Source organism: Streptomyces sp. NPDC001027, from assembly GCF_040299045.1.
Lineage (GTDB): Bacteria > Actinomycetota > Actinomycetes > Streptomycetales > Streptomycetaceae > Streptomyces.
Map to the genome: position 1 here is coordinate 68,349 of NZ_JBEPBI010000008.1, position 26,049 is coordinate 94,397.

A 26,049-nucleotide genomic window follows, 5' to 3' on the forward strand; every position below is an offset into this window, starting at 1 on the left:
ACGAGTCGAGATCGGACTCCGGACCTGAGGGCGTACGCAAGGGAGAGATGCTAACTTAGGTTTACCTAAGCAAGGATGACTGGGAGGCCGTCATGGCAGAACGTCCGGCACGGAAGCCGCGGAAGGCCCACTCCGCGCAGGTCGTTCGCACCGAACGGCTCACCCCGCACATGCAGCGCGTCGTGCTCGGCGGCGAGGGGCTCGCCGAGTTCGACGCCGGCTCCTGCACCGACCACTACGTCAAGCTCCTCTTCGGCCCCGAGGGCGTCGACTACCCGGAGCCCTTCGATCTGGAGCGCGTGCGGGCCGAGTTCCCCCGCGACCAGTGGCCCGTGACCCGGACGTACACGGTGCGTCACTGGGACGCCGAACACCGGGAGCTGACCCTCGACTTCGTCGTCCACGGCGACGAGGGCCTGGCCGGGCCGTGGGCCGCGCGCGTACAGCCGGGCGAGACCGTCCGCTTCCTGGGCCCCGGCGGCGCGTACGCCCCCGACCCCTCCGCGGACTGGCATCTGCTGGCCGGCGACGAGAGCGCCCTGCCCGCCATCGCGGCCGCCCTGGAGGCGTTGCCCGCCGGCGCCGTCGCCCACGCCTTCATCGAGGTGAGCGGCCCCGAGGAGGAGCAGAAGATCGACTCCGACGTCGAGGTCGTCTGGCTGCACCGCGACGGGCGGCCGGTCGGCGAGAAACTCGTCGCGGCCGTGCGGGCGCTCGAGTTCCCCGCGGGCCGCCCGCACGCGTTCGTGCACGGCGAGGCGGCCGGCGTGAAGGAGCTGCGCCGCCTGCTGCGCGTCGAGCTGCAGATCCCCCGTGACGACCTGTCGATCTCCGGCTACTGGCGGCTCGGCCACGACGAGGACGGCTGGCAGGCCGCGAAGCGGGAGTGGAACGCGCGCGTGGAGGCGGAGCAGGAGGGTGCGAGCCCGGCCGCGTGACCGGCACGAGTGGCCCCGGCGCACCGGGCGGCGGCCACGGCCCGTCCCGTAGAGCACGGACGCCACCGCGTGCAGCGGCCCACCCCGTGGAGCGGGCACCCCGTGGAGCGGGCGCCCGGTCGAGCGGGCCGCTCCGTTGAGCGGACCGCCTGACTCCCCCGGCGCCTCGTGGCCGTCGCGAGCCGGCTCGTGCCGCCGCCCGACGTCCGCTCGCCGCCCGACGTCCGCTCGCCGCCCTAGACCGACCGCTGGTACGACCTGAACGTCCGGATCGACAGCCAGACGGCCGCCACCGCGAGCGCGAGCAGCCCTCCGCCGCGGACGAGCACCGCACCCCAGTCGGGATCGGCGGACAGGGCCGAACGGCCCGCGACCATCGCCCAGTCCAGCGGATTGAAGCGGGCCGCCTGCCGGATCCAGCCGGGCATCCCCTCCGGCGCCATGAACGCGCTGGAGAGGAAGGTCAGCGGCAGCAGCAGGAACGTGTTGACGCCGATGATCGACTCCCGCTCCCGCACCAGCATGCCCAGCGCGTTGGACAGCGCCCCGAAGACGGTGCCCAGCAGCACCGAGGCGGCGACCAGGACGACGACGCCCACGAACCCGCCCGGGTACTCCGCTCCGCCCGCCAGGCCGAGCAGCACGATGACGGCCGACTGCAGCGCCGTGACTATGCCGTTGTGGACGACGTTGCCGTTCATCAGCGCGGCTCTGCTGGCCGGGGTGGTCAGGAAACGGTTGAGCGTGCCGCGCTGGATCTCCTCCAACGTGCCCATGCCCGCCCACAGGTTGGAGGCGAGCGCGCTCATCACGACGACGCCCGGCACCAGGTAGTCCAGATAGGAGCCGGTGCCGAAACCGCCCAGCTCGACGACGTCCCTGAAGAGGCCGCCGAAGAGGAACAGCCAGATCACCGGTTGGATCAGCGTGATCACGGCGTAGGCGGGCTGACGGGCGAACACCATCAGCTGACGTTGCGTCATCCACCAGGTCTGCATGATCGTCGTGCTCATCGGGCGCCCCCGGCGAGGACGAGCGGGTCGGACGCGCCGCCGGCGCCGCCGGCATCCGCCTCGGCGTAACGGCGGCCGGCGTAGCGCAGGTAGACGTCGTCGAGGGACGGGCGGGCCACGGTCGCGCCGGCGACGGCGACCCCGGCCCGCTCCAGCGCCCCCAGCAGCACGGGCACCGCCGCCGCGCCGTCCTGCGCGCGCACGCTCACCGTCGTCCCCTCGCACACCACCTCGTGCACGCCCGGCAGTCCGCCGAGGGCGCCCCGCAGCAGCGTGCGGCCTCCGTCCCCGAGTTCGCCGCGCAACCGCACGTGCACGGAGTCGCCGCGGAGCTCGCCCTTGAGGGCGTCGGGGGCGCCCGTGACGACGATCCTGCCGCGGTCGACGATCGCGACGTGTTCGGCGAGCCGGTCGGCCTCCTCCAGGTAGTGGGTGGTGAGCAGGATGGTCAGCCCCTCCTCACCGGCCAGCCGGCCGATCTCGTCCCACATGGCGGCGCGGGCCTCGGGGTCGAGGCCGGTGGTGGGCTCGTCGAGGAACAGCACCTCGGGCCGGTGCACCAGACCGAGGGCCACGTCGAGCCGGCGCCGCATGCCGCCGGAGTAGCCCTTGACCGGGCGCCGGGCGGCGTCGGTGAGCGCGAAACGCTCGAGCAGTTCGTCGGCCCGGCGGTCCAGGGCAGCGCCCTTCAGGCCGTAGAGCCTGCCCTGGAGGCGGAGGTTGTCGCGCCCGGTGGCGACCGGGTCGGCGCCGGAGTGCTGCGCGACCACGCCGATCGCCCGGCGCACCCGGTCCGGGTGGCGCAGCACGTCGTGACCGGCCACGGTGGCCGAGCCGGAGTCGGGGCGGGCCAGCGTGGTCAGGATCTTGACGGTGGTGGACTTTCCGGCGCCGTTGGGGCCGAGCAGCCCGAAGACGGTGCCGGACTCCACGGTGACGTCGAGACCGTCCAGCGCGGTGACGCCGCCCGGGTAGGTCTTGACGAGTCGACGCGCCTGCACTGCGGGCGCACGAGTAACGCTCATGACGATGCTCTCCTGAGTCGAGCGGATGTGAGCGGACATGACTCGCTGATCCGTCGGAGAAGCACCGGGCTATCCTGGGTGTGCCGCACCTCGATCGCCTGGAACTGCCTCTCGGCGGGTTCAGCTCGGGGTTCGAGACCCCGGCGGGCCTGGTGCAACAGGCCTTCCGGGGTCTGCTCTCTCATGGTGTGAAGTCGGCCGGCTCCCCCGTTTCGTGGAATCGCCGCCATGCGTCGACGCCCGGCAGCGAGCCCTTCCTCAGCTCCTCGAGAAAGCCGCCGACCCAGTCCGCCTGCGCCTGGACCATGTGCAGTTGGTACTCGACCTCCACGAGGAAGAGCCGCGGCACCGTCTCCGAGACCTTCGCCAGCGCGCCGCGCCCGCTGGCCAGCTGCACCTCGAGCGAGCTCAGCCGGGTCTCCAGCAGCCTCTCCACCTCCTCCGGCGGAAGCGCGGCCATCAGCGACAGCGCCGTCTCGAAGATCGGGTACTCCTTGGCGGGGATGGCGAGCAGGTCGGACAGCCACTCGGCCATCTCCTCCCGCCCGGCCCCGGTGAGCCCGTAGACCGTGCGCTCGGGGCGGTTGCCCTGGCGCTCGACGCCGGTCACCTCGACGAGACCGTGCTTCTCGAGGTTCTGCACGACGGTGTACAGCGAGCCGTAGTTGGTCTTCGTGCTGGTGTCCTTGCCCTGACTGCGCAGGGTCTGGGCGATCTCGTAGGGGTGCATGGGCTTCTGCAGCAGCGTCGTCAGCACGGCGAGCGCCAACGGATTGCCGAGCTTGCGGCGCTTGCCCGCCACGGCGATCACCTCACTCTCCCCGGCCACGAATATCCGTAACCGAACATATCGCGAGTCGGGTGGGGAGCACAAGAGACGCGATGTAACGCGATCGGATGACGCCGGAGCGACGTGAGGACTTGGGCCCGGTCCGGACACGCCCGCGTGACGCGCACGAAACAGCTCGTCCCTAATTTCTGTCGCCCGACAGGAATTCCGTTCCCTGGGCCCAAGGCAGGTTCCGCCGTGACGACGACCACGACTTCCCCCGACGTACGTCCCGACCCGCCGCACCACCCCGGCGACGGCGACGCCTCGCTCGCCGAGTTCGGCTACCGCCAGGAACTGCACCGCAGCCTCGGCCGGTACGCCTCGTTCGCCGCCGGGTTCTCCTTCATCTCCGTCCTGACGACCGTCTTCCAGTTCTTCGCCTTCGGGTACGCCTTCGGCGGCCCGGTCTTCTTCTGGACGTGGCCGGTCGTGCTGGTCGGACAAATGCTGGTCGCCGCGTGCTTCGCGGAACTGGCGGCGCGCTACCCGATCTCCGGCGCGATCTACCAGTGGTCGTCGCGGCTGTCGACGCCGTCGTTCGGCTGGTTCGCGGGCTGGATCATGGTGATCGGCCAGATCGTGGTGGTCGCGGCGGCGGCTCTCGCGCTGCAGATGGTGCTGCCGGCGATCTGGTCGGGATTCCAGCTGATCGGCGACGACCCGGCGCCCACCTCACCCGACGGCGCAGCCAACGCGGCCCTGCTCGGTGTGGTCCTGCTGGTGCTGACCACCCTCGTCAACGTCCTGGACAACCGGGTGATGTCCCTGGTCAACCGGGTCGGCGTGACCGCGGAGATCATCGGCGCGGTCCTCATCGTCGTCCTGCTGCTGACCCACTCCGAGCGGAGCCCCGGCATCACCTTCCACACCACGGGCGCGGCCCAGTCCGGGCTGTTCGGGGCGCTCGCGGTGGGGTCGTTCACGGCCGCCTACGTGATGATCGGCTTCGACAGCGCGGGCGAGATGAGCGAGGAGACCCACCACCCCCGGCGCACCGCGCCCCGCACCATCCTCACCGCGCTCGGCGCGGCAGGACTGCTCGGCGGGCTGATCGTGCTCGGCGGACTGCTGGCCGCGCCCAGCCTCAGCGACGGCCGCCTCGGCGTGGACGGGCTCAGCTACGTCCTCACCAGCAGCCTCGGCGACGGCGTCGGCAAGGCGCTGCTCGCCGACGTGGTGGTGGCGATCGCGGTGGCCACGCTCGCCATCCAGACCGCGGCCTGCCGCATGCTGTTCTCCATGGCCCGCGACGGCCGACTGCCCCTCTCCGCCCGCCTCGCACGCGTGAACCCCCGCACCGGCATGCCGAGCGCCCCCGCGCTGGTCGTCGGCGTCCTCGCGGCGGCCCTGCTGCTGCTCAACTTCGCGTCCCCGGACGCCTTCCTGGCCATCGGCACCACCTGCATCGTGATGCTGTACCTGGCGTACGCGATGGTCACCGGCCCGCTGCTGGTCCGCAGGCTGCGCGGCCAGTTCTCCTCGGCCGGCACGGACGAGACGGGCGCGCCGCTGTTCTCCCTGGGCCGCTGGGGCGTCCCGGTGAACGCCCTCGCGCTCCTCTACGGCCTGCTGATGACGGTCAACCTGGCCTGGCCGCGGGCCGCCGTGTACGACCCGGCGGGCGGCCACTGGTACTTCCAGTGGTTCACCGTGCTGTTCCTGACCGCGACGGTCGCGGCGGGCGTCGCCTTCCGCGCGTACCGCCGCCGCACGACCGCCCCGGCGACCGCGCTCCCGGAGACGGAGGCGGAGGCGGTCCGAGGACACGTCTAGTCCGACGACGCGTCCGGTCCGAGGCACGTCCGGTCCGAGGGCGGGAACAGAGCCTGCACGCGTGCGTGTGGGGCGGCCGAGGTCAGTCGCCCTGTACGCGCGCGTGCAGGTGCATGTCGTGCCAGCCGTCCTGATGGAGTGCCGCACTGCGTCTGACGCCCTCCAGGGCGAAGCCCGCCTTGCCGGCGACCCGGCAGGAGGCCTCGTTGGCGATGGCGTGCATCAGCTCCAGGCGGTGGAAGCCGATCTCGTCGAAGGCCCAGCGGGTGAGGGCGGTCGTGGCGCGCGGGGCGACCCCCCTGCCGCGGGCCGCCCTGGTCGTCCAGTACGCGACCTCGGCCAGGCCCTCGGCCAGCTGGACGCCGCGCAGCGCCACCCGGCCCAGCAGGTCGTCGGTGTGCGCGTCGACGACGGCCCACTGGGCGCTGCTCTCCTCCTGCCAGCACGTCCGCCACTCCTCGATCCAGCCCGCGACCTCCTCCTCGGAGTCGGCGGCCCGGATGTGCCACTGGTGCATCGCCGGGTCCTGGAAGGCGGCGTGGACGGCCGGCGCGTCGCCAGCCCGCCAGGGGCGCAGCAACAGGCCGTCGCCGGTGCGGAGCTCGGGCTGCGGGGCGCTCGAAAGGGCGCCGGCGGGCAGGACGGGGTCGGCGGTGTAGGGCATGATCCGCATCCTGCCAAGAAGCCGCGGGCCGTCAACCGGATTTCCCCGTCACCGCAGGGGCCCCGGGCTCTCGCGGGGCCTCTCACCGCGCCCCCCTCGCCGTAGGCTGGACCCCGATGAGACGCCGCACCCCTCCCCCGCCGTCCCCCCTGCCGCAGCGCGACGGCATCGACCCGGTGCGGGTGCGGCTGCCCGGCGAGGGCGACTGGGCCACCGTCCGGGAGCACCTGGTGGAACGGCTCGGCGAGGCCCGCGCGCCGATCGTGGACGGGATGCTCGCGGCCGGCCTGGTCGTCGGCGCCGACGGGACGCCGATCGCGCCCGACGCACCGTACGCGCCGGGCATGTTCGTGTGGTTCCACCGCGAACTGCCGCCCGAGACGCCCGTGCCCTTCCCGCTGGAGATCGTGTACCGCGACGAGCACATCGTCGTCGTCGACAAGCCGCACTTCCTGGCCACCACCCCGCGCGGCAGCCATGTCACGGAAACGGCGCTGGCCCGGCTGCGGCGGGAACTGGGCCTCCCCGCGCTCGGCGCCGCGCACCGCCTGGACCGGCTCACGGCCGGGCTGGTGCTGTTCACGGTGCGGCCGCAGGAGCGCGGCGCCTACCAGGGGATGTTCCGTGAGCGTCGGGTGCGCAAGGTGTACGAGGCCGTCGCGCCGTACGACCCCGGCCTGGTCCTGCCGCGGACGGTGCGCAGCCGGATCGTCAAGGAGCGCGGGGTCCTGGCCGCCTACGAGGTGGCGGGAGAGCCGAACGCGGAGACCCGCGTCGAACTGCTCGAGCACAGCGCCGCACGGGGGCTCGGCCGCTACCGGCTGCTGCCCGCGACCGGGCAGACGCACCAGCTGCGCGTCCATCTGAACTCCCTCGGCGTGCCGATCCTCGGGGACCCGCTGTACCCCGAGGTGGCCGCCCCTGTGCCGGCCGGCGACTTCCGGCGTCCGCTGCAACTGCTCGCGCGGGGACTGGAGTTCACCGATCCGGTCACGGGAACGGAGCACCGGCTGCGCAGCGGGCGTGTGCTGCAGGCCTGGGCGTCGTACGACCGCTGGGCCGCCGCCGCACAGCCGGGAGCCGCTCAGTGAGCGGCGCCGGAAGACCGGCTCCGGCTCAGTAGCCGCGCCACCAGGCCAGGAAGCGGCGCCAGGCGTTGGGCCTGCGGGCCGGAGAGGACGGCGAGGCCGGCTGCGCGGCGGCCGCGACCGTCGGCGCAGGCGGTGCGGGGCGGGGCGGGGCGGGGGGCGCGGTGACCGGGTCCGGTGCGGGCGTGGTCTGCGGCGGGGTGCTCACCGGACGCATGGTGCGCTGCGGCGGGACGGGGGCGTGGCTCGGCTTGTGCTTGACGTCCTGCTGGGGCTTCGGCTCGAACCGGACCGGCAGCTCCACCAGGTGTCGCGAGGCGATGGACGTCGTCCAGCGCAACTCGTCCTCGTCGCAGTCGAGTTGGATGTCCGGCAGCCGCATCAGCAGCGCGTCGACGCCGACGTCGGCGATGGCGCGGCCGATGTCCTGGCCGGGGCACTCGTGCGGGCCGCTGCCGAAGGCGAGATGGGAGCGGTTGCCCTGCATGTGGGCGGACAGGTCGGGGCGTACCCGGGGGTCCACGTTGCCGGGCGCCGGCGCGAAGAAGAGGCCGTCGCCCCGGCGGATGCGCTGACCGCCCAGCTCGGTGTCCTGTTTGGCGAAGTAGCCGAAGATCGTGCTGAACGGGGGCTCGTCCCACAGTGACTGCTCGACCGCCTCGGCCACCGTCATCTGGCCGCCGTTGAGCTGGGCGAGGAAACGCGGGTCGGTGAGGACCATGCGCAGCACGTTGGAGAGCAGGTTGACGGTGGCCTCGTAGGCGGCGAAGAGGACCAGGCGCAGATGCTCCCTGATCTCGTCGTCGGTGAGTCCGGCGGGGTGGCCGATGAGGTGACTGGTGAAGTCGTCCTCGGGCTCGGCGCGGCGACGGGCGGTGAGCCGGGCGAGCGCCCCCACGACGTACTCGTGGCTCGCGACCGCGGTCTCCGTGCCCTTGAGGGCGTCCCGGGCGGCGTGCACCATCGTGTCGTTGTACTCGTCGGGCATGCCGAGGACGTGGCACATCACGGCCATCGGGAGGTGTTCGGCGAAGTCGCCGACCAGGTCCGCACCGCCCTTCTCGCAGAAGCGGTTGACCAGGCGCTGGCTGGAGCGGTTGATGTGGCGGCGCACGCTGCGGTCGTCGATGGTGGCCAGGGCCGCGGTGACCGCGCCGCGCAGCCGCTTGTGCTCGTCGCCCTCGGCGTGGGCGCAGATGGGCTGCCAGGCGATGTGCGGCATCAGCGGGTGGTCGGGCCGGACCTTGCCGTCCCCCAGCTGCGACCAGATGCGGCTGTCCTTGGTGAACTGCGAGGGCGTGCGCGTCATGCGCAGGTTCTCGGCGTGGCCGAGGACCATCCACATCGGCAGGTCGTCGTGGATGAGGACGGGCGCCACGGGGCCGTGTTCCTCGCGCAGTCGCTCGTACAGTTCGTTCAGGTCCTCCGCTCCGTGGCCGTAGAGGCGGGCCAGTCCGCCGGGGCCGCGCAGGTGCGCGGGGCAGCCGGTCGGCGGGTCGAGGGCGAGGTCGGACGGGCCGGTGGGGGCGCCGGTGGGGGCGCCGGTGGGGGTGGGGTGTTCGGGAGTCACAGGGGGTCGCTCCGAAACTGTGCTGAATCCGGTGTCGGTGGATGAGGGTGCCGTGCGGGTCAGGTGAGGCTGCGGCTGAGCGCCAGGGAGTGCAGGAAGCGCATGAGGGTCATCAGGACGTCGCGGCTGGAGGCGCGGCGCCGGACGTCGCACTCCACGATCGGGATCTCCGGGGGCAGGTCGAGCGCGGCCCTCAGGTCGTCGAGGGGGTAACGGGGGCCGTCGGGGAAGGTGTTGACGGCGACGACGAAGGGGACGCCGCCCTCCTCCAGCCGGCCCATCACCTCGAAGCTGACCTCGAGGCGGCGGGTGTCGACCAGGACGACCGCGCCCAGCGCCCCCTCGAAGAGGCCGTTCCACAAAAACCAGAAACGCTCCTGGCCGGGGGTGCCGAAGAGGTAGAGCACGACCTGGTCGGTGATGCGGATGCGGCCGAAGTCCATGGCCACGGTGGTGGCGGTCTTGGTCTCGGAGCCGTAGTCGTCGTCGATGCCGATGCCCGCCTGGGTCATCGTCTCCTCGGTGGTCAGCGGCCTGATCTCGCTGACGGAACCGACCATGGTGGTCTTGCCGACGCCGAAGCCGCCCACGATGACGATCTTCGCCGCGGCGGTGGTGGTGTGCGGCAGGTGGTCCTCGGCCCGTGGGCCGGGAAGCGTGTCAGAGCCGTTGAAGTCCATGCATCACCGCTTCGAGAAGGGAACGGTCGGGGAGCTGCTGCCGGACGATGGGGGCGCGTGCCTGGACCAGCTCGGCCGCCAGCATCTCGGTGAGCAGCACCGTCACCACGCTGAACGGCAGGCCCAGATAGGCCGAGACCTCGGCCACCGAGAGCGGGGCGCGGCACATCCGCAGCACCGCGGTCTGTTCCGGCGGGGCCGACGAAGGCGTCTCGGCGCACGCCACGATCAGGGTGACGAGGTCGAGGGGCGCCCGTTCCCCGTCGGCTCCCGTGATGATGTACAGCCGTTCGGGGTTCTTGCCCTCCCCCTCCTGCGGGGGCTCCGCGGCTTGCGGGGACGGCGGGGGCTGCGGAGGGGGGACGGGCAGGGGTTGTCGCCGCCGGCGTTGCGGAGGGGTCATACGTTCTGCCCGTTGCGCCGGGGAGGACTGGTCAGGTGGGCGCCGATGCGGACGACCAGGTCGCGCATCATGCCGCTCATCCGGCCCGCCTCGCAGCGCACGTCGGCGAGGACCGCGAGGTAGGCGTTGGCGCCGGCCGACATCATGTAGAAGTAGCCGCCGCTCAGGTCGATGACGACCATGTCCATCTCGCCGTTGCTGGAGTGGATCTCCTGTCCGACGGCGGTGGCGAGGCTCTGCAGGCCGGCGCAGGCCGCGGCGACCCGGTCGGCGGCGTCGGGGTCGCCGGCGTAACGGGCGATGCGCAGTCCGTCGGCCGACAGCACCACGATCATCTCGATGCCCGGAACGCCGTCGTAGAGCTCCTTGAGCAGCCAGTCGAAGTTTTGGCGCTGCTGGATCACGTGGGGTCCCCTTCATCGTCGGCCTCGGTCTTGGCCTTGTCTTCGAGCAGGTGCAGGTAGGCGGTGGGATTGCGGGTGAAGTCCGTGGGGTGCACGCCGGGCGGAGCGACTTTCTTCAGGCCCTCCCAGAAGGCCTCGAAGGCCAGTCCGGGCTCGCGCTTCTCCTGCGCGGGCTGCGGCTCCGGCTCGGGCCGTGCGAACGGGTCGGGCTTGCCCTCGCGGGCGGCCTCCTGGGCGGCGTACGCCTCCCGGTAGCGCTGGGTGATCGAGATCGTCGTCTTGCTGCGTCGCTGGGGCAGGCCCTGCTCGGTCCACTCGGTGACCTCGGGCACGTCGTCGGTCAGGGACACTCCGGCCGGGATGCGCGCGTTGGTGGGGCGGCGCTTCTTGGGCGGGCGCTTGGGGCCCTCCCCGATGGCGCTCAGGTCGATCTGCGGTACGGCGGTGGCGCCGATGCCGTGCGCGAAGCCGGGAGCCGGATCGGAGGTCTGCATCTCGCTCGGCACGATGAGGACGGCCCGGACGCCGCCGTAGGCCGAAGTGCGCAGCGAGACCTGGAGGTTGAACGACGTGCACAGACGGCCGACGACCGCGAGGCCCAGGCGCGGGGTGCCGCCGACGTCCTGGATGTCGACGCCCGCCTTGGCCTGCTCCAGCATGCGTTCGGCCTTGGCGCGGGCCTCTTCGCTGAGGCTGACGCCGGCGTCCTCGATCTCGACGGCGATGCCGGTCTGCACCTCGACCGCGTTGACGTGGACCTTGCTCTGCGGGGGCGAGTAGCGGGTGGCGTTGTCGAGTAGCTCGGCGAGCGCGTGGATGAGCGGCTCGACGGAGAGCCCGCGGATGTTGACCTTGGCGATGGAGTCCAGCTGGATGCGCCGGTACTCGAGGATGCGGGACATGGCACCGCGCAGCACGCTGTACAGCGGGACCGGCTGGGGCCAGTTGCGGCCCGGTCGGCCGCCGCCGAGCACGCCGATGGAGTCGGCGAGGCGACCGATCAGCGCGGTGCCGTGGTCGATGCGCAGCAGGTCGTCGAAGACCTCGGGGTTGCGGCCGTGGTCCTCCTCCATCTCCCGCAGTTCCGCGGCCTGCTGGTGGACGATGGCCTGCACCCGGCGGGCGACGCTGACGAAGGAGCGCTGGGCGGAGTCGCGCAGGGACTCCTCGTGGTCGACGATGTCGAGGATCCTGCGGACCACGGCACGCTGTGCGTCGTCGAGTTCGCGGAACGAAGGATCACTCTCGCTGAGGTCGCGCATCACCTCCCTGGGGGAATTTCCGGCGCGCAGCCACTGAACGGCGCTCGGCACGTGTTCCTGGGCGAGGCGGCGGTTCTCCTCGGCGTGGTCGGCGACCCGTCGTTCCAGGTACGCCAGGCGCTGGTCCCGCTCCGCGCGCAGTTCCCGCAGTCGCCGGCCGCGGCGGACCGACTCGGCTCCCGCCACGATCACCAGAAGGGTGGCGAGGCCTCCGCAGACGCCGACGGCGACCCGGGCCTGCGCCGCCACCAGGGCGACGGCGGCGCCGGTCGCCGCGGCCATCAGTATCGCGGGCAGCAACAGCACACGCGCAAGGGGCAGTTCTCGGCGACCGGGTGGGGACTGAACACTCACCATGTGGGCACCCTCTGTAGGGATCTGTCGTCATCTTCGGGATATCGGGGAACAAGCGCACGAATTCGTCTCAACTCGGTGCACCGCGGGCGAGCTTAGTCCGACCGGATCATCGCCGTGTCATATTCGGCAACCGCCTGAAACCGCTCCCGTACGTGGAGTAACCTCAGCCCATTTACACGTCTCGCAATCGTGCGAACACGAGGAGTAGCGACGTACGCGCGTGCGAAACAGTTCACCGGGACGGATGGCGGCACCGCCCTTCGAGCGGTACGGGGCGAGGCGCGGTCGCCCTCGCGTCAGTCGCACACGGCTCTCGTCAGTCGCGCGCGACCCCGCACATGGCTTTCGTCAGTCGCGCACGATGCGCAGGGCGGCGTCCGCGGTGGCGCGGGCGAAACGTGAGGCCGAACCCTGCGGACCCGACCGGCGCACGAGGATGACGCCCTCGATGAGCCCGAAGACCAGGTCGGTGCGCACGTCGAGCTCGTCCGCGTCGAGTGCGTCGCCCGCCTTCGTCGCGGCGATCAGCCGACGGTAGGCGTCCTTGAGCTCGGCGCGCACGGCGTGGAAGCCGGCGAACCGCTCGTCGCGCACCTCGGGAAGCAGATAGAGACCGCCGAGGTTGTGGGGACCGCCGCACAGCAGCTCCACGTCGGTGCGGCACAGCTCCCACAGCCGCTCCTCGGCCGGGCGCGCGGCGTCGGCGAGCAGCTCGCGGGCGCAGGTCAGCGACGGCGTGACCGTCGACTCCAGCAGGTCCGCGAGCAGCTCCTCCTTGCCGGAGACGTAGTGGTACATGGAGGCCTGGCGCATGCCCGCGCGCTCGGCGACGGCCCGGGTCGTGGTGGCGGCGTAACCGCGCGTGGTGAACAACTCCGCGGCGGCCACGAGCAGTTCGGCGCGCGGCGCGAGCCCGCTGTCCGGACGCTGCGCGGCACGCGGCCGGCCCACTCGACGCCCGCTGTCCGTCCCCATGCCTTCGATCCTCGCACACGCCCCGGTCCCGCGATCTTCGACCGGGCGCCCGGTGAGGAGTCGGTAACCGGCCCGCAACCGGTGGGCAACGGCGGCGACCCGCCCCGGACCTAATTTCTGTCGGGCGACAGAAATCAGCGCGACAGTGACGGAACCGAGCTGCGGAGGTCCGCCATGGCGGCGACAGCGACCACATACGGAGCACGCGCCCACGCCCGGGCCCAGGAGGGCGCACACGCCGAGTGCATGCCGGTCGTCCCGGCCCGGGACTGGCCGGCCCCGCCCTGTGAGGCGGGGCTGCTGGTCTGGGCCGAGACGGTCGCGGGCGGCAACTACACCCACCGCGTGCTGGCCCGGGGAACCGAACTGCGACTGACCGACCTGCACGGCGACGCCTGCGCCCATCTGCTCCTGTTCGCCGCCGACCGCCCCTGGGAGCGGCTCAACGTCGCCGACACGGTCAAGGTGCAGTGGAACGCCTACCTCGGCGAGGGCGTCCTGCTCCTCTCCGACCAGGGGCGCGTCCTCGCCTCGGTCGTCGTCGACACCGCCGGCCGGCACGACGCCCTGTGCGGCACCTCCACGCTCGTGCGCAACACCGAGCGCTACGGCGACGGCGCCCCGCAGTCCCCCTCTCCGGCCGGCCGGGAGCTGTTCAAGCTGGCCGCCGCCAAGAACGGCCTCGAGCCGCGCGACCTGCCGCCCTCCCTCTCCTTCTTCCAGGGCGTGCGGGTCGGCGAGGACGGCGCCCTCGACTTCGTCGGGTCGGCCGGCCCGGGCGGCAGCGTCACCCTGCGCGCCGAACAGGACGTGACGGTCCTGATCGCCAACGTGCCGCACCCGTCCGACCCGCGCCCGCAGTACGTCAGCACCGCGCTGGAAGTCCTCGCCTGGCGGGCCGGCCCGACCCGGCCGGGCGACCCGCTGTGGGACGCCACCCCCGAGGGCCGCCGCGCCTTCCTCAACACCGCCGAACACCTCACCGCCCGGGGGCTCGCATGAAGACCGTCGTTCCCGCCCGCGCCGCCTGGTCGTCCGTCGTCCGCGCCGGCGCCACCCTCGACATCACCGACCTGCACGGCAACCAGGCCGTCGACTTCCTCGTGTACGACGCCCACGACACGTCCGTGCGCTACAGCGCCCCCGACACCGTCCACGCCCAGGGCGGCATCTTCCTCACCACGGGCAGCGTGCTGATGTCCAACGAGCACACCGCTCTGATGACGGTGACCGCCGACGACGTGGGCCGCCACGACACCGTCGGCGGCGCCTGCTCCAAGGAGTCCAACACCCTGCGCTACGGCCACCACACGTTCGCCCAGCACTCCTGCGTGGACAACTTCCTCGCCGAGGGCGCCCGGCACGGCCTCGGCAAACGGGACCTGGTCTCCAACGTCAACTGGTACATGAACGTGCCCGTCGAGAAGGACGGCGCCCTCGGCATCGTCGACGGCCTCTCCGCGCCCGGTCTCTCCCTGTCGCTGCGCGCCGAACGGGACGTGCTGGTGCTGGTCTCCAACTGCCCGCAGATCAACAACCCGTGCAACGGCTTCGAGCCGACGGCGGTGGAGATGACGATCACCGAGGCGGCCGGCGCATGACCTTCGACACGCTGCTGGTCGCCAACCGCGGTGAGATCGCCGTCCGCGTCATCCGCACCGCCCGCGAGCTCGGCCTGCGCACGGTCGCGGTGTACTCCGACCCCGACCGCTCGGCGCCGCACGTCCGGCTCGCCGACGAGGCGGTGCGGCTCGGACCGGCTCCCGCCAAGGAGTCCTACCTCGACGGCGACCTCGTCCTGCGGGCCGCCAAGGACACCGGGGCCGGGGCGATCCACCCGGGGTACGGCTTCCTCTCCGAGGACGCGTCGTTCGCCCGCCGCTGCGCCGACGCCGGCGTCGTCTTCGTCGGCCCGACGCCCGAGCAGCTGGAACTGTTCGGCGCCAAGCACACCGCCCGGGCGGCGGCGCAGGCGGCCGGGGTGCCCCTGGCGCCGGGGACCGGACTGCTCGCCTCGCTGACCGAAGCGCAGGAGAAGGCCCAGGTCATCGGCTATCCGGTGATGCTGAAGGCGACCGGGGGCGGCGGCGGGATCGGCATGTCGGCCTGCTCCGGACCCGACGAGCTGGCCGACGCCTGGGAACGCGTCCAGCGCGTCGCCGCGGCCTCCTTCTCCACCGCCGGAGTCTTCCTGGAACGGCTCGTCGGCAACGCCCGTCACGTCGAGGTCCAGGTGTTCGGCGACGGCGAGGGCGGCGTCGTCGTCCTCGGCGACCGCGACTGCTCGCTGCAGCGCCGCAACCAGAAGGTCCTGGAGGAGGCCCCGGCGCCCGGCATCCCCGACCATGTGCGCGCCCGGCTCGCCGCCGGCGCCCGGGACCTGTGCGCCTCGGTGCGCTACCGCTCCGCCGGCACCGTCGAGTACGTCTACGACGCGGCTCGCGAGGAGGCGTACTTCCTCGAGGTCAACACCCGTCTGCAGGTGGAGCATCCGGTCACCGAGGAGATCTACGGCGTCGACCTCGTCGGCTGGATGCTGCGCCTGGCGCGCGGCGAGGAGGACGTCGTCCGCGACCCCGGACCGCCGCGCGGCCACGCCGTCGAGGCCCGCCTCTACGCCGAGGACCCGAGCCGCGGACACCGGCCGAGCGCCGGTCTGCTGACCCGGGTGGAGTTCCCCGAGGGGGTGCGCGTCGACGGCTGGGTGGAGACCGGCACCGAGGTGACGACGTCGTACGACCCGATGCTCGCGAAGGTGATCGCACACGGCCGCGACCGCACGGAGGCCCTGCAGCGCCTCGACGCCGCCCTGGCCCGCACCCGCGTCGACGGCGTCGAGACCAATCTGGGGCTGGTGCGGGCGGCGCTGACCGACGACCGCGTGGTCACGGCCGCCCACTCGACGGCGACGCTCTCCGAGGTGCACGACCCCACCCCGCGCGTCGAGGTGGTCGCCGGCGGCACCCTCACCACCGTCCAGGACTGGCCGGGCCGCACCGGACACTGGCAGGTCGGCGTCCCCCCGTCCGGCCCCATGGACGACCGTTCCTTCCGCCTCGGCAACCGGGCCCTGGGCAATCCCGAGGGCGCCCCGGGCCTGGAGTGCACCCTGCGCGGTCCGGCACTGCGGTTCAGCCACGCCACGACCGTCTGCGTGACGGGCGCGCCCGCACCCGTCACCGTGGACGGCGCCGCGGTCGCCCAGTGGGAACCGGTGACCGTGCCCGCCGGCTCCCTGCTGGAGGTCGGCGCGCCGAGCGCACACGGGCTGCGCACCTACGTCCTGTTCGCGGGCGGCCTGGACGTCCCCGCCTTCCTGGGCAGCGCGAGCACCTTCACCCTCGGCCGGTTCGGCGGTCACGGCGGACGGGCGCTGCGGACGGGGGACGTCCTGCACGGCGGCGCCACCGCCGAGGGCGCCCCGGTCACGGACCCCCCGTCCTTCGGCTCCGTCTGGGACGTCGGCGCCGTCGAAGGACCCCACGCCGCACCGGAGTTCTTCACCGAGGACGACATCCGCGACTTCTACGCCGCCGACTGGAGCGTCCACTTCAACTCGGCCCGCACCGGCGTGCGTCTCATCGGGCCGAAGCCGCGCTGGGCGCGCACCGACGGCGGCGAGGCGGGCCTGCACCCGTCCAACATCCACGACACGCCGTACTCCGTCGGCGCCGTCGACTACACGGGCGACATGCCGGTGCTGCTCGGACCGGACGGGCCCTCGCTCGGCGGGTTCGTGTGCCCGGCGACGGTCCTCAGCTCCGAGCGCTGGAAGCTGGGCCAGCTGCGCCCCGGCGACACGGTCCGCTTCCGGCCAGTGGACGTGGACGGCGCCCCGCGCGCCGTGATCGTCGACGGCGGCGTGCTGGCCCGGGACGGCGACGTGACGTACCGGCGCAGCGGCGACGACAACCTGCTGGTCGAGTTCGGGCCGATGCAGCTCGACCTGGCCCTGCGGATGCGGGTGCACGCCCTGATGGAGGCGGTGGCCGAGGCCGGCCAGGACGGCGTCACCGACCTCACGCCCGGCATCCGCTCCCTGCAGATCCGGACCGACCCGGGCCGCCTCCCGCTGCGCGAACTCCTCGCGGCCGTACGGCGGACGGTGGCCGCGCTGCCGCCCACGGACGAGCTGGTCGTGCCCTCCCGGACCGTGCACCTGCCGCTCTCCTGGGACGACCCGGCGACCCGGGAGGCCATCGCGCGCTACATGGCCGGCGTCCGCGACGACGCCCCCTGGTGCCCGTGGAACATCGAGTTCATCCGCCGCGTCAACGGCCTCGGCACGCCGGCGGACGTCTACGACACGGTCTTCGCCGCGGAGTACCTGGTCCTGGGCCTCGGCGACGTCTACCTGGGCGCGCCCGTCGCCACCCCGCTCGACCCCCGGCACCGGCTGGTGACGACGAAGTACAACCCGGCGCGTACGTGGACTGCCGAGAACTCGGTGGGCATCGGCGGCGCGTACCTGTGCGTCTACGGCATGGAGGGCCCCGGCGGCTACCAGTTCGTGGGCCGGACCACGCAGGTGTGGTCGCCGTGGCAGCAGCGCGGCGCGTTCGCACCCGGCTCGCCCTGGCTGCTGCGCTTCTTCGACCGGATCCGCTGGTACCCGGTCGACGCGGGCGAACTGCTGGAACTGCGCGCCGACATCACCTCGGGCCGGTTCGTCCCGCGCATCGAGGAGGGCACGTTCTCGCTCGCCGCGTACCGGTCGTTCCTCGCCGAACACGCCGAATCCATCGCCGCGTTCAGGACGGGACAGCAGGCGGCGTTCGCCGCGGAGCGCGACGCGTGGGAGGCGGCGGGCGAGTTCGCGCGGGCCCAGGCGGCGACGGCCGCGCCCGCACCCCCGGCCGAGGTGACCGTCCCCGCGGGCGGCCGGCTGGTCGAGGCGGAGTTCGCGGCGTCCGTGTGGCAGGTGAACGTCTCGCCCGGCGACGAGGTGAGCGCCGGTCAGCCGCTGCTCGCCCTGGAGGCGATGAAGATGGAGTCCAGGGTGCAGGCGCCCGTAGACGCCGTGGTGGCGCAGGTGCTGGCCCGGCCCGGCGACCAGGTGGAGGCGGGGACGGCGCTGGTCGTCCTGGCCCCGGCCGCGAACTGAGAGGAACCCCCATGTCGACGACGCTCCGTCGGATCCGCGCCGCCTACGACCGCGTCGAGGCCGTGGACCGCCCCGAGATCTGGATCGGCCTGCGCCCACGGGAGGAGGCCGAGGCGGAGGCCCGCGCGATCGACGAACGCGTCGCCGCCGGCGAACGACTCCCCCTCGCCGGACGGCTCTTCGCCGTCAAGAACAACATCGACGCGGCCGGACTGCCCACCACCGCGGGCTGCCCGGCGTACGCCTACGAGCCCGCCGAGGACGCCCCGGCGGTGGCCGGTCTGCGCGCGGCCGGCGCGCTGCTGCTCGGCACGACGAACCTGGACCAGTTCGCGACCGGCCTGGTGGGGACCCGCTCCCCGTACGGCGCGGTCCGAGGCGCGTGGGATCCGGCCCGTGTCAGCGGCGGCTCCAGCTCCGGCTCGGCCGTCGCGGTCGCCCTCGGCATCGTCGACCTCGCGCTCGGCACGGACACCGCCGGCTCGGGCCGGGTGCCGGCCGCCTTCAACGGCATCGTCGGACTGAAGCCCACCCGGGGCCTGGTGCCGACGGCCGGCGTCGTCCCGGCGTGCGCGTCCCTGGACTGCGTGACGGTGTTCGCCCGCACCCTCGCGGAGGCCGAGCAGGCCTTGGCGCACATGGCCGCCGGCCCCTCGCCCGCCCTCCCCGCGCGCGCTCCCGGCCCCTGGCGGATCGCCGTCCCGCCGCGCGCGCAGCTCGGCGAGCTGGACGAGGGCTGGGGCGAGGCGTACGAGGCGGCGGCCCGGCAGCTGGCGGCGGCCGGCGCCGAACTCCGCCCCCTGGACCTGACCCCCTTCACGGAGGCCGCGGCCATGCTGTACGAGGGCGCCTTCGTGGCCGAGCGCTACACCGCCGTGGGCGCTTTCGTCGACAAGGCGGTCGCCGAGGGCGGGGCGGGCCTCGACCCGACGGTCGCCGCCATCATCGTCGGCGCCCGCGACATCCCCGCCCACCGGCTCTTCGCCGACCAGGACCGGCTGGCCGCCCTGCGCACTCGCGCACTGACCGAACTGGCCGACGCGGACGCCCTGCTGCTGCCGACCGCCCCCGGACACCCCACGCTCGCGGAGGTAGCCGCCGACCCGCTGGGCGCCAACGCCCGGCTGGGCCGCTTCACCAACTCCACCAACCTCTTCGACCTGGCGGCGGTGGCGACGCCGGCCGGCGAGGTGAAGGGCCTCCCCTTCGGCGTGATGCTCGTCGGACCGGCGCACACGGACGAGCGGCTGGCGCGGATCGCCGCCCTCCTCCAGCCGGAGACCCGACTGGCCGTCGTGGGCGCGCATCTCACGGGCCAGCCGCTGAACCCGCAGCTGCTGGCGGTGGGCGCCCGGCTCGACGTCACGACCACGACCGCCCCCGTCTACCGGCTGCACGCCCTGCGCACCTCACCCCCGAAGCCGGGCCTCGAGCACGTCGGCGAGGGGGGCGCGGCGATCGAGGTCGAGGTGTGGCGCCTGCCCGCACAGGGCCTGGGCCGCCTGCTGTCCGCACTCCCCCGCCCGATGACGCTGGGCAGCGTGCAACTGTCGGACGGCACCGCGGTCCCCGGCTTCCTGTGCGAGCCGAGCGCCCTGAAGAACGCCGAGGACATCACCCCCCACACCAGCTGGCGCACCTACCGAAACCAACACCAGCCCTAGGGACACGGGAAACCGCGCACCGACTCCCCGGGCCCCCGAGCCCAAGGCCAGGGCACACCCCCCTCAGGGGCGCGGGGAACTGCGCACCAAATCCCCGGCCCCCCGAACCCAAGGCCAGGGCACACCCCCTCAGGGGCGCGGGGAACTGCGCACCCAAACCCCGGGCCCCCATGTCCAAGGTCAGGGCACACGCCCCCCAGGGGCGCGGGGAACTGCGCAACCGCCCACGAACCCCCACTCACCCCACCGACGAGTACGCCACAACCCCCCGCAACAGCTGATCGACAGCCTTACGCGCAGCCTTCGCCACAGTAGAGCCCTCCGCAGGAGAAGCCGCCGAGATCTGCCCCAGCACGTCGATGACCTGCTTGCACCACCGCACGAAGTCGCCGGCCGGCATCTCCGCCTCGCGCAGCACCTCGTCGAGCCCCTTTCCGGAGGCCCACATGTAGGCGGACCAGGCGAACCCGAGGTCGGGCTCGCGCTGTCCCACGCCCTCGGTCTGGCTGATCCGGAAGTCCTCCTCCAGCGCGTCCAGCCGGCCCCAGATCCGCACCATCTCCCCGAGCGCGGCCTTCGCCCTGCCGGAAGGCAGCTTCGGCGCCATCGCGTCGTCGCCGACCCGCGCCTCGTAGACCAACGCGGAGACGCAGGCGGCGAGTTCGGCGGGGGCGAGCCCCTCCCAGACGCCGGCGCGCAGGCATTCGCTGGCGAGCAGGTCGAGCTCGCCGTACAGCCGGGCGAGCCGCTTGCCGTGCTCGGTGACCTCGTTGCCCCGCAGATAGTCGAGCTCGGTCAGCAGCGCCACGATCCGGTCGAAGGTACGGGCGATGGTGTTGGTGCGTCCCTCGATGCGGCGCTCCAGCTGCGAGGTGTCGCGCAGCAGCCGGTGGTAGCGCTCGGCCCAGCGGGCGTGGTCCTCCCGGTCGGAGCAGCCGTGACAGGCGTGCGCCCGGATCGCGGTGCGCAGCCGGGCGATCTCCCGGTCGTCGGCCGCCTGGGAGCGCTGCTTGCGGGCCCGCTCCGGCGGAATGTGCCCGGCCTTGGTGCGCAGCGCCGAGGCCAGGTCACGGCGGGACTGGGGCGAGCGCGGATTGAACGTCTTCGGGATCCGCATCCGGTCCAGCGCCTCGACCGGCACCGGGAAGTCCATCGACGCCAGCCGCTTGACCTGCCGCTCGGCGGTCAGGACCAGCGGGCGCGGCCCGTCGTGGTGGTCGAAGCCGCGGTGGCCGTTGGCTCGCCCGGCGGGAAGCCCCGGGTCGAGTACCAGCGCCAGCCCCGCGTACTTGCCGGTGGGCACGTGGATGACGTCCCCGGGCTTGAGCTTCTCCAGGGCCACGGCGGCCTCGGCGCGCCGCTGGGCCGCGCCCTGCTTCGCCAGCTCCGTCTCGCGGTCCTTGAGGTCGCGGCGCAGCCTGGCGTACTCGTCGAAGTCGCCGAGGTGGCAGGTCATGGAGGACCTGTAGCCCTCGAGACCCTCCTCGTTGCGCTGCACCTGCCGGGAGATCCCGACCACCGAGCGGTCGGCCTGGAACTGCGCGAACGACGTCTCCAGCAGCTCGCGCGAGCGGTGCCGCCCGAACTGCTCGACGAGGTTGACCGCCATGTTGTACGACGGCTTGAAGCTGGAGCGCAGCGGATAGGTACGGGTGCCCGCGAGCCCGGCCAGGTGGTCGGGGTTCATGGCGCGCTGCCACAGCACGACGGCGTGGCCCTCGACGTCGATGCCGCGGCGACCCGCGCGCCCGGTGAGCTGGGTGTACTCGCCGGGGGTGATGTCGGCGTGCTGCTCGCCGTTCCACTTGACGAGCTTCTCCAGGACGACCGAGCGGGCCGGCATGTTGATGCCCAGGGCGAGCGTCTCGGTGGCGAAGACGGCCTTGACCAGGCCGCGTACGAACAGCTCCTCGACGACCTCCTTGAAGGAGGGCAGCATGCCCGCGTGGTGGGCGGCGATGCCCCGCTCCAGGCCCTCCAGCCACTCGTAGTAGCCGAGGACGTGCAGGTCCTCCTGGGGGATGGCGGCGGTCCGCTCCTCGACCAGGGCGCGGACCTCGGCGCGCGCCTCCTCGTCGTTCAGCCGCAGCCCGGCGTACAGGCACTGCTGGACGGCTGCCTCGCAGGCGGCCCGGCTGAAGATGAACGTGATGGCGGGCAGCAGCCCCTCGGCGTCGAGCCGCTCGATGACCTCCGGCCGCCCGGGCGTCCACACCCGCGAGCGCTGCCGGCGCTCGCGCTCACGGTCGGCCTCGCGCACGTTCCGGCCGCGCCTGCGGTCCTGGTACGAGGGCTTGGAGGCCTCCATCCGAGCCAGGCGGGCCAAGTCGGGGTTGACGGCCCTGCGGTGCCCCTCGCCCTCCTCGAACAGGTCGTACATTCGCCGGCCGGCGAGGACGTGCTGGAACAGCGGCACGGGGCGGTGCTCGGAGACGATCACCTCGGTGTCGCCGCGCACGGTGTCCAGCCAGTCGCCGAACTCCTCGGCGTTGGACACGGTCGCCGACAGGGAGACCAGGGTGACCGACTCGGGGAGGTGGATGATCACCTCCTCCCACACGGCGCCGCGGAAGCGGTCGGAGAGGTAGTGCACCTCGTCCATCACCACGTACCCGAGGCCGAGGAGGGTCTGGGAGCCGGCGTACAGCATGTTCCGCAGCACCTCGGTGGTCATCACGACCACCGGGGCGTCGGAGTTGACGCTGTTGTCGCCGGTGAGCAGACCGACCTTGTCACTGCCGTAGCGGCGGCACAGGTCGGAGTACTTCTGGTTGGACAGCGCCTTGATGGGCGTCGTGTAGAAGCACTTCTTGCCCTGCTGGAGAGCGAGGTGGACGGCGAACTCGCCCACGATCGTCTTGCCGGAACCGGTGGGCGCGGCGACCAGGACGCCCTTGCCCGCCTCGAGCGCCTGGCAGGCCTCGATCTGGAAGGGGTCGAGACCGAAGTCGTACATCTCGCGGAAGGACGCGAGCGAGGTGGCCTGCTCGACAGCGCGCTTGCGCGCCGCCTCGTACCGCTCGGCCGGGGAGAGATCCTCTGTCATCGTGCTTTCGAGCGTACCGGGCCGCACCGACAACAGGACGATCATTATCCGGATCCGCCGCCCTCGAACCTCGGTACGCCCAGCTCACAGGGGCACGGCCGACGCCGTGCCGGAAGGGTTCAGGGCCCGACGACCCGGACCGCGCCCGGCACGCACCGGGCGGTCAGCGGCAGCTGTCCGAGACGTTCCCCGTCCGCGTACCCCGACACCTCCTCGGCGGCGATCTCGACCTTCGCCGCCCGGTGCACGGTGACCTCGGGGCGCTCCACGTGCGTGCCGCGGTACACCTTCGGGAAGACCCGCAGCAGCGTCGTGCGGCTGCAGTCCCCGACCACGGTGACGTCGAACAGCCCGTCGGTGAGGTCGGCGCCGGGGCAGATCCGCATGCCGCCGCCGTAGGAGGGACCGTTGCCGACGGCGACCAGGGTCGCCTCGACCTCCAGGACGGCGCCGTCGTCGAGCGTGATCCGGTACGGGAAGGGGCGCAGGGCCGCCAGTTCGACGAGCATCGCCAGGTCGTACCGGGCGCGCCCGGTGGGCCAGCGCAGACGGTTGCCGCGGTCGTTGACGCGGGAGTCGAAGCCCGAGGCGAGGACCGTGCCGAACCAGCGCTCGCCGGTCCGGCCGAGGTCGACGTCTCGGATCCGGTCCGCCTTGAGGGCCTCGGCGATCAGCCGTCCGGCGGCGGCCGGGTCGCGCACCGGCAGGCCCAGGGCGCGGGCGAAGTCGTTGCCGGTGCCGGCGGCGACCAGGGCGAGCGGGGTGCGGGTGCCGGCGACGGCCTGCAGCGCGAGGTGGGCCATGCCGTCGCCGCCGACGGCGATCAGGGCGCCGGCGCCGTCCGCGACGGCGGCCCGCGCGCGGGCGAGGGCGTCCCCGGCGTTCTCGCCGACGACCGTGCGCACGCGGTAGCCGGCCGCCCGCAACGCGGAAGCGGCCGGCCGCGCCGCACGGGCGCCCCGGCCGCGGCCCGCCGCGGGGTTGACGAAGAGGGTGATCTCGCCGGTCACGAGCCTGACCCTAAGAGCTCTACGACGCCTCTCAGGTCACGTCGTCATAACCGTTGACGCGGTCCGTGGTCGACTGCTCCGGCAGCGACCGGCTCGCCGTGACCGTCTCGACCTCGCCGACGTCCTCGGGCGTGAGGTCCAGGTCGGAGGCTTCGTCGTCGGCCGGGCCCATCGCGTCGCGACGGCTCTTGCGGCGGTCGTTGAGCAGGGAGAAGGCAGTCGCGCAGAAGTAGAGGACCCAGATCGGACCGGCGAGCGCCAGCATGGTCAGCGGGTCGGTGCTGGGCGTGGCGACCGCGGCGAACACCGTGATGCCGATGATCATCCCGCGCCACCAGCCGAGCATGCGCTTGCCGGTGAGCACCCCGGTCAGGTTGAGCATCACCAGCAGCAGCGGCAGCTCGAAGGAGAGGCCGAACACCAGCACCATGCGCACGATCAGGTCGAGCAGGTCGTCCAGCGGCAGCTGGTTGTCCAGGTCCGCGGGCGAGAACTGGAGCAGCACCTTGGCCATGGTCGGCAGCGTCTTGTACGCGAAGAACGCCCCGCCGAGGAACAGCGGAACGCCCGTGCCGACGAACGCGTACGCGTACTTGCGCTCGTGCTGGTGCAGGCCCGGCGCGACGAAGGCCCACAGCTGGTACAGCCAGACCGGCGATGCGAAGATCACGCCGGCCATCAGGGAGACCTTCAGGGCGAGCGTGAACGGCGTGAGCAGACCGTTCAGCACGATGCGGGCGCAGGTGGCGCTGCGCTGGTGCGCCAGCTCCGCGAAACTGGACTCGCACCCCACGGCGTGCAGGATCGGGTTCGTGAAGAACTCGATGATGTTCTTGTAGAAGAAGGCGGCCACGATCGTCACGACGACGATGGCCAGCATCGCCTTCGCGAGCCGGTTGCGGAGCTCACGAAGGTGATCCGCGAGGGGCATCCGCCCCTCGGGGTCCATCTCCTCTTTGCGGGCAGACTTCAGCAACCCACGTTCCCATCTCGTGCGGCGGGCCGGAGGTCACCGGCCCTGCGTCAGCGCTTGGTCGTGTCCGTCGGCTCGGTGACCGGGCGGGAACTGGTCACGTCACCGGGGGAGGCCTGGATGGTGCGCTGAGCCGGGGGCTGCTCGTCGTTGTGGGGCGGGCCGGCCGGAGTGGCCGTGCTGCTGCCGTCTTCCTTCATCGCCTTGGCCTCGCTCTTGAGGATGCGAGCGGACTTGCCGAGCGACCGCGCCATGTCGGGAAGCTTCTTGGCGCCGAACAGCAGGATGACGACGACGAGGATGAGAATGATCTCGGGGGCGCCGAGCCTTCCGAACATAAGTCTTTACCTTCTCACCGAGGCTGCGGGGGTGGTTACCGTCCGACCGGTCGGACAACTGTCCGAACGATCGTGTTGACAGCGATCGTAACGCTCAGGGGTAAACGTGAGGCAATCCCTGTGCCTACTCCCGGTGCGCGGTCCGGGCCTCGTTATCCGGGCCGCGATCAGCAGCGTACCTGCCTCCCCCACCGGCGCGGGAGGGCGAAGTGGCCCAAAACGCATTCGCCCCGGGACTCACCGAACGACCACAGCCCGACGCCCGCGCCTCACCGCGCCGACCAGCGGGAAAGGCCCGTCACAAGGCGTCCGCGGCACGCGCCGCGCTCACCGCCGCCCGCTCCAGGTCCTGAGCGGCCCGGTCGATGCGCCGCGCGGACTCCGCGACCTGCCGGCCCAGGCGCCGCGCCTCGAGGAAGACCCGCACGGCGAACACCGCCAGAACGGCGAGACCCGCGAAACCCAACGCCACCGCGCACATCGGCCAGAACATGGGGCCGAGCCTAGACCCCGCTACGGGGTCTGCAGGCGCAGGGTCCGCACCCCGCCGCCGGTGAGCAGCTCGACGATGCGCTCGCCGGCCGGCTTGCGCACGGCCGCCCCGCAGTCGGGGCAGGTGAACGAGTAGAAGGTGGTACGGCTGGACGCGCCGATCGCCAGCCGCAGCGCGCTCGCGGTCAGCTCGAAACGGCCCCGGCAGTCCGGGCAGCCGGCCCGGAACAGGACCGGCGCCACACTGCGCATCCCCGCGAACGCGGACGCCACCGACAGCGTCCGCACCCCGGACGTCACCGACTCGCTCAAAGCCCCTGCTCCCGCCCGTCGATCCGACCCTCGCCCTGCTGCGGCGCCGCCTGCACGGCCACCGGGGCGGCGGCCGCTCCCGCCGCCTCGTAACCGTCGTACGCCGCCAGCGCCTCGCGGGCGGCC

23 protein-coding genes are annotated in these 26,049 nt (G+C 72.7%); 7 read left to right on the forward strand and 16 right to left on the reverse strand.

Annotation, left to right across the window (positions count from 1 at the left end):
* Positions 1–92: 92 nt before the first annotated feature.
* Positions 93–938 carry a siderophore-interacting protein gene (locus tag ABT300_RS04865; protein WP_351672173.1) on the forward strand — a complete coding sequence of 282 codons (846 nt, stop codon included), beginning with the start codon at positions 93–95 and terminating at the stop codon, positions 936–938.
* A gap of 236 nt (positions 939–1,174) precedes the next feature.
* On the opposite strand, the gene ABT300_RS04870 is transcribed toward ABT300_RS04865, so the two are convergent.
* The 3 genes from ABT300_RS04870 to ABT300_RS04880 form a co-directional block, all read right to left on the reverse strand.
* Positions 1,175–1,951, reverse strand: coding sequence for an ABC transporter permease (locus ABT300_RS04870; RefSeq protein ID WP_351672175.1), 777 nt, complete (start codon positions 1,949–1,951; stop codon positions 1,175–1,177).
* Entirely contained in the window at positions 1,948–2,976 is a 1,029-nt protein-coding gene (locus ABT300_RS04875; RefSeq protein ID WP_351672177.1) for an ATP-binding cassette domain-containing protein, read from the reverse strand. The genes ABT300_RS04870 and ABT300_RS04875 overlap by 4 nt, the downstream gene beginning before the upstream one ends.
* Positions 2,977–3,157: 181 nt before the next feature.
* Positions 3,158–3,805, reverse strand: a complete 648-nt coding sequence (locus tag ABT300_RS04880) for a PadR family transcriptional regulator (RefSeq protein ID WP_351672179.1) — start codon at positions 3,803–3,805, stop codon at positions 3,158–3,160.
* 198 nt (positions 3,806–4,003) lie between these two features.
* Between ABT300_RS04880 and ABT300_RS04885 the strand changes: the two genes are divergently transcribed.
* Positions 4,004–5,581 carry an amino acid permease gene (locus ABT300_RS04885; protein WP_351672181.1) on the forward strand — a complete coding sequence of 526 codons (1,578 nt, stop codon included), beginning with the start codon at positions 4,004–4,006 and terminating at the stop codon, positions 5,579–5,581.
* Positions 5,582–5,663: 82 nt separating this feature from the next.
* On the opposite strand, the gene ABT300_RS04890 is transcribed toward ABT300_RS04885, so the two are convergent.
* Positions 5,664–6,245, reverse strand: coding sequence for a GNAT family N-acetyltransferase (locus ABT300_RS04890; RefSeq protein WP_351672183.1), 582 nt, complete (start codon positions 6,243–6,245; stop codon positions 5,664–5,666).
* Positions 6,246–6,361: 116 nt separating this feature from the next.
* Between ABT300_RS04890 and ABT300_RS04895 the strand changes: the two genes are divergently transcribed.
* Entirely contained in the window at positions 6,362–7,336 is a 975-nt protein-coding gene (locus tag ABT300_RS04895) for an RluA family pseudouridine synthase (protein ID WP_351672185.1), read from the forward strand.
* A gap of 25 nt (positions 7,337–7,361) precedes the next feature.
* Here the strand turns inward: ABT300_RS04895 and ABT300_RS04900 are convergent, their stop codons facing one another.
* The 6 genes from ABT300_RS04900 to ABT300_RS04925 all read right to left on the reverse strand — a co-directional run bounded on the left by ABT300_RS04900 (position 7,362) and on the right by ABT300_RS04925 (position 12,984).
* On the reverse strand, positions 7,362–8,903 hold the full coding sequence (locus tag ABT300_RS04900; RefSeq protein ID WP_351672187.1) for a cytochrome P450: 1,542 nt from the start codon (positions 8,901–8,903) through the stop codon (positions 7,362–7,364).
* 59 nt (positions 8,904–8,962) lie between these two features.
* Positions 8,963–9,583, reverse strand: coding sequence for a GTP-binding protein (locus ABT300_RS04905; protein WP_107444888.1), 621 nt, complete (start codon positions 9,581–9,583; stop codon positions 8,963–8,965).
* Positions 9,564–9,986: a DUF742 domain-containing protein gene (locus tag ABT300_RS04910; protein ID WP_351672190.1), complete on the reverse strand. Its 423-nt coding sequence runs from the start codon at positions 9,984–9,986 to the stop codon at positions 9,564–9,566. Before ABT300_RS04910 ends, ABT300_RS04905 begins: the two co-directional genes overlap by 20 nt.
* The gene (locus ABT300_RS04915; RefSeq protein WP_057579584.1) at positions 9,983–10,390 is read right to left on the reverse strand and encodes a roadblock/LC7 domain-containing protein; all 408 of its coding nucleotides are present in this window, start codon (positions 10,388–10,390) and stop codon (positions 9,983–9,985) included. Before ABT300_RS04915 ends, ABT300_RS04910 begins: the two co-directional genes overlap by 4 nt.
* Positions 10,387–12,009 carry a sensor histidine kinase gene (locus ABT300_RS04920; RefSeq protein WP_351672192.1) on the reverse strand — a complete coding sequence of 541 codons (1,623 nt, stop codon included), beginning with the start codon at positions 12,007–12,009 and terminating at the stop codon, positions 10,387–10,389. Before ABT300_RS04920 ends, ABT300_RS04915 begins: the two co-directional genes overlap by 4 nt.
* A gap of 348 nt (positions 12,010–12,357) precedes the next feature.
* Complete coding sequence (locus ABT300_RS04925) at positions 12,358–12,984, reverse strand: TetR/AcrR family transcriptional regulator (RefSeq protein WP_351672194.1); 627 nt, start codon at positions 12,982–12,984, stop codon at positions 12,358–12,360.
* Positions 12,985–13,158: 174 nt separating this feature from the next.
* Here ABT300_RS04925 and ABT300_RS04930 point away from each other — a divergent pair, with 174 nt between their 5' ends.
* The 4 genes from ABT300_RS04930 to atzF are packed head-to-tail and all read left to right on the forward strand — an operon-like array spanning position 13,159 to position 19,752.
* On the forward strand, positions 13,159–13,986 hold the full coding sequence (locus ABT300_RS04930; protein WP_351672196.1) for an urea amidolyase associated protein UAAP1: 828 nt from the start codon (positions 13,159–13,161) through the stop codon (positions 13,984–13,986).
* The gene (locus tag ABT300_RS04935; RefSeq protein ID WP_351672198.1) at positions 13,983–14,585 is read left to right on the forward strand and encodes an urea amidolyase associated protein UAAP2; all 603 of its coding nucleotides are present in this window, start codon (positions 13,983–13,985) and stop codon (positions 14,583–14,585) included. Before ABT300_RS04930 ends, ABT300_RS04935 begins: the two co-directional genes overlap by 4 nt.
* On the forward strand, positions 14,582–18,088 hold the full coding sequence (locus tag ABT300_RS04940) for a 5-oxoprolinase/urea amidolyase family protein (RefSeq protein ID WP_351672200.1): 3,507 nt from the start codon (positions 14,582–14,584) through the stop codon (positions 18,086–18,088). The genes ABT300_RS04935 and ABT300_RS04940 overlap by 4 nt, the downstream gene beginning before the upstream one ends.
* 11 nt (positions 18,089–18,099) lie before the next feature.
* Complete coding sequence (gene atzF / locus ABT300_RS04945) at positions 18,100–19,752, forward strand: allophanate hydrolase (protein WP_351672202.1); 1,653 nt, start codon at positions 18,100–18,102, stop codon at positions 19,750–19,752.
* A gap of 238 nt (positions 19,753–19,990) precedes the next feature.
* On the opposite strand, the gene ABT300_RS04950 is transcribed toward atzF, so the two are convergent.
* From ABT300_RS04950 to ABT300_RS04975, 6 genes are all read right to left on the reverse strand, one after another.
* A complete protein-coding gene (locus ABT300_RS04950; protein ID WP_351672204.1) occupies positions 19,991–22,843 on the reverse strand; it encodes a DEAD/DEAH box helicase in 2,853 nt (950 codons plus the stop codon).
* Between the two features lie 74 nt (positions 22,844–22,917).
* On the reverse strand, positions 22,918–23,808 hold the full coding sequence (locus ABT300_RS04955) for a diacylglycerol kinase (protein WP_351672206.1): 891 nt from the start codon (positions 23,806–23,808) through the stop codon (positions 22,918–22,920).
* A 31-nt stretch (positions 23,809–23,839) separates the two neighbouring features.
* On the reverse strand, positions 23,840–24,784 hold the full coding sequence (tatC, locus tag ABT300_RS04960; protein WP_351672208.1) for a twin-arginine translocase subunit TatC: 945 nt from the start codon (positions 24,782–24,784) through the stop codon (positions 23,840–23,842).
* A 47-nt stretch (positions 24,785–24,831) separates the two neighbouring features.
* A complete protein-coding gene (gene tatA / locus ABT300_RS04965) occupies positions 24,832–25,119 on the reverse strand; it encodes a Sec-independent protein translocase subunit TatA (RefSeq protein ID WP_057579596.1) in 288 nt (95 codons plus the stop codon).
* Between the two features lie 298 nt (positions 25,120–25,417).
* On the reverse strand, positions 25,418–25,612 hold the full coding sequence (locus ABT300_RS04970) for a hypothetical protein (RefSeq protein WP_351672211.1): 195 nt from the start codon (positions 25,610–25,612) through the stop codon (positions 25,418–25,420).
* 20 nt (positions 25,613–25,632) lie between these two features.
* Positions 25,633–25,923 carry a hypothetical protein gene (locus ABT300_RS04975; protein WP_351672213.1) on the reverse strand — a complete coding sequence of 97 codons (291 nt, stop codon included), beginning with the start codon at positions 25,921–25,923 and terminating at the stop codon, positions 25,633–25,635.
* Positions 25,924–26,049: the final 126 nt, after the last annotated feature.